The organism is Jeotgalibacillus proteolyticus (genome assembly GCF_050107735.1).
GTDB classification, from domain to species: Bacteria; Bacillota; Bacilli; order Bacillales; family Jeotgalibacillaceae; genus Jeotgalibacillus; species Jeotgalibacillus proteolyticus_A.
The window spans coordinates 28,470-41,153 of the sequence record NZ_JBNILO010000002.1; the positions used below are offsets into that span (position 1 = coordinate 28,470).

Here is a 12,684-nt window from a genome sequence, read left to right on the forward strand (position 1 = left end):
GTACTAAATCAGCTGAAGACTTAATAGAAAATATAGAATAAAATTAGAGTGAAGCCAATAATAGTAGTTGGCTTCACTTTATTTTTGGTAAGATATTTACAAAGAGAAAGGGTGGATAAGATGGCACTCAATGAAGTATCAATTACCATACTCGAAACCAGTGATATTCACGGACATATCATGCCGCTGCATTACGCTGCGAATAAAGAAACCCCTAATGGTCTTGCGCGTATTTCTTCTTATATAAAAGATATGAGAAATCTGGAGCCGGATCTTTTGCTGATTGATAATGGGGATTGCATACAGGGTACACCTTTAACCTACCACTATGCAAAATTCCGCGATCATCTGCCAAACCCCGTCATTTCAGTAATGAACCATCTGCAGTACGATTGTGCTGTGATTGGAAATCATGAGTTTAATTACGGAATGTCAATTGTCAGCAGAGCGGTCAGTCAATCTTTTTTTCCGTGGCTGTCAGCAAACATATTACACAGCGGTACAAAAGAATCGTATTTCGGCTATCCTTACACAGTCAAGGAAGTAAAAGGAGTAAAAATTGTCATAGTCGGGATCACCACACATTACATACCGAATTGGGAGAATCCATCTCATATAAAAGAATTGGCATTTGAGGATGCTCTTTCATCTTTAAAAAGATGGGTGCAATTTATTCATGAAACAGAACAGCCCGATGTTCTTATAGTCAGCTATCATGGAGGGTTTGAGTGCGATCTGGAAACAGGGGAACCTACTGAACAGCAAACAGGTGAAAATCAGGGATGCCGAATCTTAAAGGAAGTAGCTGGAATTGATCTTTTATTAACCGGTCATCAGCATAGAACCCTGTCTACGTGCGTGAATGACACATTTATTATTCAGCCCGGTTTCAATGGTCAGGAGATAGGCAAAGCAGTCATTCATCTTAAAAAAGGAACAAACTCCTGGAGGGTTGAAAAAATAGAGGGCGAAATCGTATCAATGGCAAATCAGCGCCCTGACAAAGAGGTATTAGATATTGTTTATTTTCAGGAGCTGGAAACGCAAAAATGGCTGGATCAGCCAATTGGCTATATTGATGGGGATATGACGATTCAAAATCCTTTGAACGTCAGAACGCATGAGCATCCGATGATAGAGTGGATCAATAGAGTACAAATGAAGGCTTCGGGGGTAAGTATTTCTGCGACATCTTTATTAAGCAATGTCTCTGAGGGTCTCCCTTCAAAAGTGACAATGAGAGAGATCGTTTCAAACTATATTTATCCCAATACCTTAACAGTGCTTGAGCTTTCAGAAGCAGATATAAAGAAAGCGCTTGAACAGTCTGCATCTTACTTTAAAGTAGATGAAGAGGGTCAAATCGGCGTTAACCCTGAATTTGTTTTGCCAAAGCCTCAGCATTATAACTACGATATGTGGGAAGGCATTTCATATACAATAGATGTTGCAAAGCCAATTGGGGAGCGGGTAATTGAGCTCGAGTTTCCCGACGAAGGACCTCATCACGTCGTTATGAATAATTACAGAGCAGGCGGTGGAGGTAATTTTACCATGTTTAAAGACAAGCCTGTTGTAAAAGAAATACTTATCGATATGGCTGAGCTTCTAGCTGAGGATCTCCTTGAAAAGCAAACGATAAAAGCGGAAGTGAATAATAATTTTAAAGTAATTAATTCTAATGCTCACAGATGAGTCAGACTCACACAATCTTTCGCTGCGTTTAGTGTTGTATGCTATTTTTTGTGGCGGCAGGAGATAAGATTCCAGCAAAGCTTATAAACTGTGTTTGACTTCCTTTAAAATATATCGATATACTACTATAAAAAGTGTATAAAAAAGGACTGACTGTAATGAGCGAAACTGTAGACTATGAACAATCCTTGAAATTATTTATTGTACTTTCACGGGCATATAAATCAATGAACGAAATGAGTAATCGTTTTATTCAGCAGCAGGGATTAAATCCTACTGAATTTGCGGTGCTTGAGTTGCTTTATCATAAAGGGAAACAGCCCCTCCAGAAAATAGGCGGGAAAATTTTATTAGCAAGCGGCAGTATAACCTATGTAGTAGATAAACTGGAGAAAAAAGGTTTTATAAAACGGATTGCCTCCCCTCAGGACAGAAGAGTCACCTATGCGGAGACTACAGAAAAGGGCAATGATTTTATGTCTGAAATTTTTCCCGACCATGAAAAAAATCTGCACAGCATGATGTCCGTCTTAACATCAGAAGAGCAGGAACAGGCTATAGAACTTTTGAAAAAGCTTGGATTATCTATAAGGGACCTCTCATACTGAGAAATAAATATTTTTGTCATTTATTTTGGATATAAAGCAAGATATTTTAAGAAACTGCCGATGTCTGGGCAGTTTTTTTATTTTCTTGAAGGAAATTGCTATTTGAAAATAGAATGTGATTTAAAAAGGGGGATTTTAATTGAAAACATTTGATCAATATGAGTACAAGCGGCCAGAGCTTGAAGAAGAAAAAGTCCGGTTTCAGCAGCTGCTGAATTCGTTTGAGCATGCTGGTTCTGTAGAAGAACAGACAGAAGCCATCACCCAGATAAATAAATTTAGAAATAAGCTGTCAACTCAATTTAATTTAGCGTACATTCGTGCATCCATTGATACGAATGACGAATTTTATCAAAACGAGAGAGACTTTTTTGATGAAGTTGAGCCGCAATTAACTGAATTAACAAATTTGTTTTATCGTGCTCTGGTTGATTCGCCTTATAAGGAAGAGCTTGAAAAAAAATGGGGGTCACAGCTTTTTGATCTGGCAGATTTTTCAATGAAAGCTTTTTCCCCAGAGGTCATTTCATTGCTTCAAAAAGAAAATAAACTGACTTCACAATATTCAAAGCTTGTGGCATCTGCAGAAGTAGAGTTCAATGGAGAGAAGTTAACATTGGCTCAGCTGTATCCTTATGCTGAATCCACTGATCGCGAAACTAGAAAAAAAGCAACGTTTGCAAATTATGATTTTTATAAGGAACACGAAGATAAATTTGATGACCTTTATGACCAGCTTGTAAAAGTGCGTCACGAAATTGCAGTTAAATTAGGATATAAGAATTTTACAGAGCTTGGCTACATACGGATGCTCAGGATTGACTATGATGCAGAAATGGTTAAAAATTTCAGAAACCAGGTGCGTGATTTTATTGTACCGCTGGCAACAAAGCTTCGGAAAAGACAGGCAAAAAGAATTGGCGTTGAAAAACTGATGTTTTGGGATGAGCCGTTGTCTTTCCTCTCCGGCAATGCTGTGCCTAAGGGGTCTCCTGACTGGATTATTGAAAATGGTCAAAAGATGTACCAGGAACTCTCGCCTGAAACGGATGAATTTTTTACGTATATGATATCTCGAAAACTTATGGACCTAGAAGCAAAAAAAGGGAAGGAAGCAGGGGGCTACTGTACATTTATAGAAGATTATCAGTCTCCTTTTATTTTTTCAAACTTTAACGGGACATCAGGGGACATAGATGTTTTGACCCACGAAGCCGGCCATGCATTTCAAGTGTACTCGAGCAGACACATAGACATTCCCGAATATTTATGGCCGACGCATGAATCAGCCGAGATTCATTCCATGAGCATGGAGTTTTTTACATGGCCCTGGATGGAACGGTTTTTTGAAGATCAGACGGAAAAGTATAAATTCTCTCATTTGAGCAGCAGTCTTTTATTTTTACCATACGGCGTCGCGGTAGATGAATTTCAACACGCAATTTATGAAAACCCTGAAATGACGCCTGCGGAAAGAAAAGCAGCCTGGAGAAAAATTGAAAAGATTTATCTACCCCACAGGGAATATGGAGGTCATTCTTACTTAGAGGCAGGGGGAGTCTGGCAGCGTCAGGGGCATATCTATGAATCCCCGTTCTATTATATTGATTATACTTTGGCTCAAATCTGTGCATTTCAATTTTGGAAGCGGTCCCGCGAAGACTTTAATGAAGCTTGGAAAGACTATCTGCACTTATGTCAGCTGGGAGGATCTAAGTCCTTTACAGCCCTTGTAAAAGAAGCCAATTTACTTTCTCCATTTGAAGACGGATGTGTGGAATCTGTAATCGGCATCATTGAAGATTGGTTAAATTCAGTAGATGATAAATCTCTTTAAGTTTAAGATGAATGGAAAATGAGCAAAGAAGTGACTCCTGTTTGATATGGAGCTTGCTTGAGACTATACAGGGCAAGGCCATGGAATGGCTCACCATTGTCCCTGCGAAAGAATCCGCCTGAACGTCAAAGAGCCTGAGACATTTTTTGTCTCAGGCTCTTTCCTTACTACTTACAATAGATCCCTCTATTTACTTTTGTTTTAACGTCACTGTTCCTGCTTCTAAAACTGCTTGAACATTCTTAATTTCAGGATGCTCAAACATAAAGTCTGTAATAGCATCTTCTATATGCTCCTGTATCACTCTTCTTAGTGGTCGTGCACCAAAGGCAGGGTGGTAGCCCAGTTCAGAAAGTTTTTCTTTCACATCATGATCAACAGACAAGGTCATTTCCTGTTCAGCCAATGTCATGTCAAGATCTTCAAGCATAAGATCAATAATCTGAAGCAGATCTTCTTTTCCTAGGGAAGCAAATTCAATTATGCTGTCAAACCGGTTTAGAAATTCCGGTTTAAAAAAGTCGCTTAATGAATCTAATAGATTTGCTTCATTTAATGCTGTATTTGAGCCAAACCCGACTGCCTGCTTTTTCACACCTACACCTGCGTTGCTTGTCATGATGATTACGGTATCCTTAAAGTTAACAGTTCGGCCCTGGCTATCTGTTAAACGGCCATCCTCCATAATTTGAAGGAACATGTGGAGAACATCCGGGTGCGCTTTTTCAATCTCATCCAGCAGAATGATACTGTAAGGAGATCTGCGTACTTTTTCGGTTAATTGCCCAGCTTCATCATGTCCGATGTAACCTGGAGGTGAGCCGATTAATTTAGCCGTACTGTGTTTTTCCATATACTCACTCATGTCAAGACGGATCATATGGTCTTTGCTTCCAAATAATTCGGATGCGAGTGTTTTAGAAAGCTCCGTTTTCCCTACCCCTGTTGGGCCAACAAATAAGAATGAGCCTGTTGGACGGTCTTTTGATTTCAGGCCTGCCCGGCTTCTTCTTACAGCTTTGGCTACTTTTTTAACTGCCTCCTGCTGACCAATCACTTTTTCATTTAGGCTTTGTTCAATGCGCTTCATCTTTTCCTGCTCATCTTCCTCGAGCTTGCCCACGGGAATACCGGTTTTTTGTTCAATCAGCTGCTGAATTGTTTCTTTAGTAACAGTTGGCTGAATCGAGGTACTGCTGGAATTTAAACGTTCTTCAAGCTGTTCCTCTTCGTCCCGAAGTGCAGCAGCGAGTTCATAGTTCTCTTCTTTTAATGCTGCTTGTTTTTCAGTGTGAATCGCTGATAGCCTCTGATTGATTGTTTCGGTATCTGCTGCATCCACAGTTAAATTCAATTTTGAGCCGGCTTCATCAAGCAGATCAATCGCTTTGTCCGGTAGAAAACGATCCTGAATATACCGGTGAGAAAGGTTTACGGCCGCTTCAAGAGCTTCCTGGTCATAGGTAACCTCGTGGAAATTCTCATAGTGAGGAGCAAGTCCATTTAAAATAACCAGTGCTTCTGTTACTGAAGGTTCATTAACTTGAATTGGCTGAAAACGTCTTTCAAGCGCTGCATCTTTTTCAATTTTGCGGTACTCTTTTAACGTCGTAGCACCGACGAGCTGCATTTCTCCCCGGGCAAGGGCAGGTTTAAGAATATTGCCTGCATCCATAGAACCTTCTGCAGAACCGGCACCCACAATTTGATGAATCTCATCTATAAAAAGGATGACATTCTTCTTAGATTGCAGCTCTGCAATCAATTGCTTCATCCGCTCTTCAAATTGTCCACGGATTCCTGTGTTAGACACAAGAGATGCGACATCAAGTAAAATAACCTCTTTGGATTTCAGCTTAGACGGAACTTTTCCTTCTGATATCCGTGCCGCAAGGCCTTCCGCCACTGCTGTTTTACCGACACCTGGTTCACCGATGAGAACCGGATTGTTTTTATTTCTGCGATTCAAGACTTCTATCATCCGGTCAATTTCTTTATCACGGCCAATAACAGGATCTATAAGACCGGCTTTTGCCAGATGTGATATGTTGCGACCGTACTCTTCTAACAAGCCATCTTTTTGACCTTGCTGAGCAGCTTTATTTTTAGCATTAGGCTGACCCTGGTTAAAAGAGGATAGAAAATCATCAATAGGTGATTCATTAGACGGTTTATTTTGTTTGTTCATAGCAGAATGAAGTTTCGCTTTTTCTTCTCTATAGCAATTGGAGCACAAGTTGAAATCCTGCTGCTGACTATTAATTTGAAGACGTAGCTGAACATTCGCTTGATTTGATTGACATTTTTCACAAATCATTGTGACTCCTCCTTATATAAAATCATTATAATTTATTGAATGTTTTGCTATTGTATCGAAAGGGCAATGTCGTGTCTATTGATCTGCTTATTTGACTATTATTGACCTTATACTCATAGTATAATTTGACCTTATTTGACTTTCAAGTATTTTGATTGAAGTATATTGAAATTGAACATTGATGATAAGGAATGAAAGTGATTTAAAAAGCTGCTAAATTCAAAATTAAAATAAAAAGGAGAGGAAGGCAAGCCAGCCAGTATGATCTAAATGTTTTATTATCCCATGCACAAAAAAATGCCCCAATAAAAAACATGGGACACTCTATTTGCAAGTATTCAATTTCTTAAAAGTAATTTAGCGTATATCCCTCAACATTCCGGAGCAATGGATAATGTCAAATGAGTATACGGATGTCATTTACATGCCATACTTTCTTCAGATAAAAACGACGTAGAAAAATAGTAAGTCGAACACTAAATGTGAAATGACAATTAATGAGATACTCCGTTTCCAATTATAAATAATTCCCCATATGATGGATCCCATAAAAGCTGCGGCCATCCAGGTCCACTCCCCTGAATATAAAAATACAGAAGCAGATAAAATTGAAGTAATCGCTACGCTCATGACAGGTGATGCTTTTTCAAGCAGCTTTCGCTGAATAAAGCCCCGCCAGAATATTTCTTCAGCAGGTACAATGATTAAAATGAGTGAAAGGAGCTGCCACACCATATCCGGTTTTAGATCTTTATAGAGAGAAGAAATAATCTCATCAAGCTGACCAGGCAGCAGCAAGAATAGCTGGTAGGTAAAGAAAAGTATGCCGTATAGGATTAGCCCGGAGAAGATGCCGTACATAATTGAGCGATTTATCGGGTGCCGGCCCTTTTCGATGCCGGATTGTGAGATACTAAAAGCAATCATCACCAACGCTGTACCTGAATACAAATACCAGAATATCTTCTGATCAAAAAATGTAAAGTACATTAATAGATGAATCACTGCCAGGCCTACTGCCGGCCATAAAAATTGCTTAAACAAATAATAAACCTCCCGGGTTCGACCCATGAAAAATGAATCTTAAAGATGATAGATTTTAAACAGCAAAATATAAAGAACATTTTAACAGTAAATAATAGAAGAATATAGTGAAATTTTTTAGATCGGCCAAAATCCATATTTCATAACTGGTTTATCAACAGAATACTAGTTAATAATAAAGTAAAGAAGGGTAGAAGAAAGGAGCAGCAAATGACAGAAGATAGAATGAAAGAAATGCTGAACGATTTGAGGAATGGTGAAATAGCAAAGCTTGAAATTTCAAAGGAAGACTTTCAATCTTTCAGAGAGCAGATTGTTGCGCAGCCTGATTTTAAGCATTTCAGGGGAATAGCCCAGCGCAATGGTCATGTCCTCTATGAATACCTGGAGGATCCAAGAAGCTAAGGAGGTTTTTATCTATGGCAAAAAGAGTGGCAGTGGTTACTGGAGCAGCAAAAGGCATAGGCCTGGAGATTGCTAAGACATTTCTTTCACGGGGAGATGAGGTTCATTTAGTGGACGCAGATGAAGAGACTCTGATGAAAGAAGTAAATCAGTTAAAAGAAGATGGCTTTCCAGCTTTTGGCCAATATGCGGATGTTGGAAATCTGGAGCATGTTGCAGGGATGGTACAGCAGGTTATGAATATATCAGGGAGAATTGATATTCTCATCAATAATGCGGGCAGATCGGAATTTAAATCGATATGGGATGTTACAGAAAAAGATTGGCTGTCCATTATAAACAGCAATTTATCGAGTGTCTTTTATTGTTCCAGGGAAGCAGCCCGTTTTATGAACGGCGGTTCCATCGTTAATTTATGTTCTACCCGCGCCTTTATGTCTGAAGAGAATACTCAGGCGTACTCAGCATCAAAAGGAGGCATACATGCTCTAACCCATTCGCTTGCTGTAACATTTAGTGAAAAGAATATTTCCGTAAATGCTATAAGCCCTGGATGGATTGAAACCGAAAACTATGAAGAATTAAGAGATGTCGATCACAATCAGCATCCATCAAATAGAGTTGGAAAAGTAAGTGATATTGCCAGAGCTTGTTTATTTTTGACGGATAAAGACAACAACTTTATTAATGGAGAAAACCTCATTATTGATGGAGGCATGTCCCGAAAAATGATCTACGAACATTAAGTAAATACGTTTATGTATATTCGAGATGTGAAATTTCCATCATAAAGTCAATGAAGGAAGTTTCTACAACTGCAAAATCGTTGTTATAGAAGGGTTTACATGTTATTCTTAGTTCTTAAGAAAGTTAAAACAAACTCATCGTATTATTTTACAATTAATATTTTATTGACTCTTATGTGTTAATTCGTTAATTTAATATGGTGATGTTGTAAATACAAGTTAAAAGGAGAAGATAAATTATGGCTCAAAAACAATTTACAGTAACAGCAGAAACAGGTATCCATGCACGTCCGGCTACATTGCTTGTTCAAACAGCGAGCAAGTTTGATTCAGATGTACAGCTTGAGTACAAAGGCAAAAAAGTAAACCTTAAATCAATCATGGGTGTTATGTCTCTAGGTGTTGGCAAAAACGCTGAAATCGTTATTCATGCTGAGGGCAGCGATGAGCAGGAAGCTCTTACAAGCCTCGAAGAAACATTGCACAGTGAAGGTTTGGCATAAAAGATGTCCTCTATACTTAAAGGTATTGCAGCTTCAAGCGGCATTGCAATTGCAAAGGCTTACCGTCTGGTAGAGCCGGATTTGTCGTTTGAAGAAAAAAAGGTAGATAATCCCGGCCAGGAAATTGAGCGCTTTCAACAGGCGATGGTGACTTCGCGCTCTGAGCTCGAAGTGATTCGGGACCGTGCAAAAACAGAACTTGGAGAAGACAAAGCAGCGATCTTTGAAGCGCATCTTCTGGTTTTAAGTGACCCTGAATTAATCAGTCCTATTGAGGATAAAATTAAGCAGGATGCTGTAAATGCGGAAGCAGCATTAAAAGAAACAGCTGATATGTTTGTCACAATGTTTGAACAAATGGATAACGAATATATGCAGGAACGTGCTGCGGATATTCGTGATGTTACCAAACGTGTGCTTTCTCATCTGCTCGGTGTAAAAGTACTTAATCCAAGTATGATCTCTGAAGAAGTAATTGTAATAGCTGAGGATTTAACACCTTCTGACACAGCTCAGCTTAACCGGGAATTTGTTAAAGGATTTACTACAAATATCGGTGGAAGAACATCACATTCCGCAATTATGGCGCGCTCAATGGAAATTCCTGCAGTTGTAGGAACAAAAGAAGCAACATCAGAGATTCAAAACGGCGACCTGGTTATTGTGGATGGGCTTAATGGTGAGGTTCACATTAACCCGACAGAAGAGATTATCAGCAATTATAAAAAAGAGCAGGGTCAGTTTGCTGAACAAAAAGCAGAGTGGGCAAAGCTTGTTAACGAAAAGTCTGTATCAAAAGACGGACACCATGTGGAGCTTGCTGCAAATATTGGAACTCCTGCAGATCTTGAAGGGGTTCGCAATAACGGCGGCGAAGGAATCGGACTTTACCGTACTGAATTCCTTTATATGGGGCGAAATGAACTTCCAACTGAAGAAGAGCAGTTTGTTTCCTATAAAGAGGTTCTTGAGGGAATGGCAGGGAAACCGGTTGTCGTTCGTACATTGGATATTGGCGGAGACAAAGAGCTCCCATATTTAAACCTTCCTCATGAAATGAATCCATTCCTTGGCTTCAGAGCGATCAGACTTTGTCTGGAAGAAACTGATTTATTTAAGGTTCAACTGCGTGCGCTTCTTCGCGCCAGCGTGTATGGCAATCTTAAAATCATGTTCCCGATGATTTCGAATCTTTCGGAGTTTAGAAGTGCGAAAGCGATTCTTATGGAAGTGAAAGAAGAGCTTCTTGAAGAAGGAGTAGCCGTTTCTGACGATATTGAAGTCGGCATCATGGTTGAAATTCCTTCAACTGCTGTCCTTGCTGATCAATTTGCCAAAGAAGTTGACTTCTTCAGTATCGGAACGAATGATTTAATTCAATATACGATGGCAGCTGACCGTATGAATGAACGTGTTTCATATCTGTATCAGCCTTATAATCCTGCCATTTTAAGATTAATTAAGATGGTTATTGACGCTTCTCATAAAGAAGGTAAGTGGACTGGCATGTGCGGTGAAATGGCTGGGGATGAAATTGCAATTCCAATCCTTTTAGGACTTGGACTTGATGAATTCTCCATGAGTGCAACATCAATTCTTCCGGCCCGTGCTCAGCTCCTTAATCTTTCACGAGATGAGATGAAATCTCTTGCAGAGGAAGCTCTTTCATTATCAACAAATGAGGAAGTAATCTCAATCGTAAAAAACGCAGTAAAACTGTAATCAAATTGTTACTTTAAAAATGAATAAAGTATTGTGAATCGGGGAAGCATATAAGTAGTACAAGCATACTTTTTCATTCTGATTTCCCTTTTTTGAACCGGATAACCCCCATTATCCGGTTCTTTTTTTATTTATTGGAACGGGTTTTTCCATTCCATTAGTACTGCAGAGTTACCAGACTCCTCATCCTCAATATAATCGTGTATAAGTTTGACAGGTGTTCTCCCTGCGCCTACTAAGAAACTAAATACAGGATCTTTTAATTTACCGGTTGTTAAATGTTCAAAATAAGTTTCAATGGTTAGCTCGTTTTTATGAGCTGCATATCCGGGTATTCTGCAGCCGCCTGCAAGTCTGTTCATTCCTAAATAAATGACTGTTTCATACGCACCATACATAAGCTGTCTTCCTAAACCAAGACCTCTGAACGTAGGATCGATGCATATATCAACAATGTAAAGCGTTGTGCCTGCGTCATTATGTTTTTTTATCCATCCTGCATCGGTAATTTCCTCCCACGTATGCTGCTTCTGATCATCCAAATCAATTCTCATGGCCGTTATCGATCCCGCAAGCTCCCCATTTACTTCAAGACATAATGCACCATCTGAAAATAAAGATACATGCTGGGCGATTTGTTCTTTACTCCAGAGCAATTCTTCAGGAAAAGGAGGCGGGAATGCTTTTTTCTGAATCTGAATCAGCCCTTCTGCGTCATCAACAGTGTAATTTCTGATTTTTACTGGCAGTAATTCCTCTCCCTTATAAATATAAAAAGTTTTAATCATAGCAAAGCCTCCTATTATAATTATTATCTATCATCCTACCATAGCTTTGCTCTTTCTCCTTCATTAAGGAATAATGAAGGATAGAAGAAAAAGGAGGGGTTTCATGGAACAGAAAAAGATTGGCTTTATTGGGACAGGAGTAATGGGAACCGGAATTATTCAGCATTTGCTGGCGTTGCCAAATGAAATTCACATTTTTAACCGTACAAAAAAGAAGGCCGATTCTCTAATTGAGAATGGAGCATTTTGGCAGGACTCACCAGCTCATATAGCCCAGACCTGCCAGATTATCTTTACAATGGTTGGATATCCAAAAGATGTTGAAGAGCTGTATTTGGGAAAGGATGGATTGCTTCAGCATGCACAAGAAGAGACGATTTTCATTGATTTGACTACGTCTACTCCTTCATTGGCAGTAAAGCTCAATCAGTCTGCTGAGGAACTTGGTTTGTTCATTTTAGATGCACCGGTTTCAGGGGGAGACGTTGGAGCGAAAAATGGTACTCTGTCCATCATGGCAGGAGGAAGCGAAAAAAGCTTTTCCAAGGTTCTCCCGCTTTTTAAGACGTTTGGCGAAAATATTGTTTATCACGGTTCTGCAGGAAGCGGTCAGAACACTAAGATGAGTAATCAGATTGTTATTGCTTCCACAATGATTGGGGTATGTGAATCACTGACGTATGCAAAAAAAGCAGGTTTAAGCTTAGATCTCGTGCTGAAAAGTATTTCAACAGGCGCAGCAGGCAGCTGGTCTTTATCGAATCTGGCTCCAAGAATGATTGACGACGATTTTGCACCGGGCTTCTACGTAAAGCATTTTATAAAAGACTTGTCGATTGCTTTAGAAGAAGCTGAACGGATGGAACTCAAGCTCCCGGGGCTGCAATTAGCCTATTCTCTATATAATGAACTATCAAATTCAGGATACGATGACAATGGAACACAGGCGCTGATTGCGTATTACGGATAGTGGCAACGGGAAAGCCGGATAAGCACATGAAACGCTGTGCTTATCCGGC

General features: G+C 39.5%; 11 protein-coding genes. 8 read left to right on the forward strand and 3 right to left on the reverse strand.

All coding sequences use genetic code 11. The features are described from left to right. Positions 1–120: 120 nt before the first annotated feature. The 3 genes from ACQCT8_RS02990 to ACQCT8_RS03000 all read left to right on the forward strand — a co-directional run bounded on the left by ACQCT8_RS02990 (position 121) and on the right by ACQCT8_RS03000 (position 4,140). Positions 121–1,695 (forward strand): bifunctional metallophosphatase/5'-nucleotidase, encoded by a 1,575-nt coding sequence (locus tag ACQCT8_RS02990; protein ID WP_426868352.1) that lies wholly within the window; start codon positions 121–123, stop codon positions 1,693–1,695. A gap of 158 nt (positions 1,696–1,853) precedes the next feature. Next, a complete protein-coding gene (locus ACQCT8_RS02995; RefSeq protein ID WP_426868354.1) occupies positions 1,854–2,303 on the forward strand; it encodes a MarR family winged helix-turn-helix transcriptional regulator in 450 nt (149 codons plus the stop codon). 139 nt (positions 2,304–2,442) lie between these two features. Beyond that, positions 2,443–4,140 (forward strand): M3 family oligoendopeptidase, encoded by a 1,698-nt coding sequence (locus ACQCT8_RS03000; protein WP_426868356.1) that lies wholly within the window; start codon positions 2,443–2,445, stop codon positions 4,138–4,140. Between the two features lie 190 nt (positions 4,141–4,330). Here the strand turns inward: ACQCT8_RS03000 and ACQCT8_RS03005 are convergent, their stop codons facing one another. After that, a complete protein-coding gene (locus tag ACQCT8_RS03005) occupies positions 4,331–6,457 on the reverse strand; it encodes an AAA family ATPase (protein ID WP_426868358.1) in 2,127 nt (708 codons plus the stop codon). Positions 6,458–6,895: 438 nt separating this feature from the next. Continuing rightward, positions 6,896–7,501: a CPBP family intramembrane glutamic endopeptidase gene (locus tag ACQCT8_RS03010; RefSeq protein ID WP_426868360.1), complete on the reverse strand. Its 606-nt coding sequence runs from the start codon at positions 7,499–7,501 to the stop codon at positions 6,896–6,898. A 210-nt stretch (positions 7,502–7,711) separates the two neighbouring features. On the opposite strand from ACQCT8_RS03010, the gene ACQCT8_RS03015 reads away from it, so the two are divergent. From ACQCT8_RS03015 to ptsP, 4 genes are all read left to right on the forward strand, one after another. Beyond that, positions 7,712–7,906 (forward strand): hypothetical protein, encoded by a 195-nt coding sequence (locus ACQCT8_RS03015; protein WP_426868361.1) that lies wholly within the window; start codon positions 7,712–7,714, stop codon positions 7,904–7,906. A 14-nt stretch (positions 7,907–7,920) separates the two neighbouring features. After that, a complete protein-coding gene (locus ACQCT8_RS03020; protein WP_426868363.1) occupies positions 7,921–8,652 on the forward strand; it encodes an SDR family NAD(P)-dependent oxidoreductase in 732 nt (243 codons plus the stop codon). 239 nt (positions 8,653–8,891) lie between these two features. Further along, entirely contained in the window at positions 8,892–9,155 is a 264-nt protein-coding gene (locus ACQCT8_RS03025; protein WP_278241778.1) for a phosphocarrier protein HPr, read from the forward strand. Between the two features lie 3 nt (positions 9,156–9,158). Continuing rightward, the gene (gene ptsP / locus ACQCT8_RS03030) at positions 9,159–10,877 is read left to right on the forward strand and encodes a phosphoenolpyruvate--protein phosphotransferase (protein WP_426868366.1); all 1,719 of its coding nucleotides are present in this window, start codon (positions 9,159–9,161) and stop codon (positions 10,875–10,877) included. A gap of 131 nt (positions 10,878–11,008) precedes the next feature. On the opposite strand, the gene ACQCT8_RS03035 is transcribed toward ptsP, so the two are convergent. Further along, positions 11,009–11,665 (reverse strand): GNAT family N-acetyltransferase, encoded by a 657-nt coding sequence (locus ACQCT8_RS03035; RefSeq protein ID WP_426868368.1) that lies wholly within the window; start codon positions 11,663–11,665, stop codon positions 11,009–11,011. Between the two features lie 103 nt (positions 11,666–11,768). On the opposite strand from ACQCT8_RS03035, the gene ACQCT8_RS03040 reads away from it, so the two are divergent. Further along, positions 11,769–12,635, forward strand: a complete 867-nt coding sequence (locus tag ACQCT8_RS03040) for an NAD(P)-dependent oxidoreductase (protein ID WP_426868370.1) — start codon at positions 11,769–11,771, stop codon at positions 12,633–12,635. The last annotated feature ends 49 nt before the right edge of the window (positions 12,636–12,684 follow it).

Excerpts from the sequence above, each read along its gene's own strand:
- ACQCT8_RS02990 (WP_426868352.1), top strand. The coding sequence starts at position 121 with ATGGCACTCAATGAAGTATCAATTACCATACTCGAAACCAGTGATATT.
- ACQCT8_RS02995 (WP_426868354.1), top strand. The coding sequence starts at position 1,854 with ATGAGCGAAACTGTAGACTATGAACAATCCTTGAAATTATTTATTGTA.
- ACQCT8_RS03005 (WP_426868358.1), bottom strand. The coding sequence starts at position 6,457 with ATGATTTGTGAAAAATGTCAATCAAATCAAGCGAATGTTCAGCTACGT.
- ACQCT8_RS03015 (WP_426868361.1), top strand. The coding sequence starts at position 7,712 with ATGACAGAAGATAGAATGAAAGAAATGCTGAACGATTTGAGGAATGGT.
- ACQCT8_RS03020 (WP_426868363.1), top strand. The coding sequence starts at position 7,921 with ATGGCAAAAAGAGTGGCAGTGGTTACTGGAGCAGCAAAAGGCATAGGC.
- ACQCT8_RS03025 (WP_278241778.1), top strand. The coding sequence starts at position 8,892 with ATGGCTCAAAAACAATTTACAGTAACAGCAGAAACAGGTATCCATGCA.
- ptsP (WP_426868366.1), top strand. The coding sequence starts at position 9,159 with ATGTCCTCTATACTTAAAGGTATTGCAGCTTCAAGCGGCATTGCAATT.
- ACQCT8_RS03035 (WP_426868368.1), bottom strand. The coding sequence starts at position 11,665 with ATGATTAAAACTTTTTATATTTATAAGGGAGAGGAATTACTGCCAGTA.
- ACQCT8_RS03040 (WP_426868370.1), top strand. The coding sequence starts at position 11,769 with ATGGAACAGAAAAAGATTGGCTTTATTGGGACAGGAGTAATGGGAACC.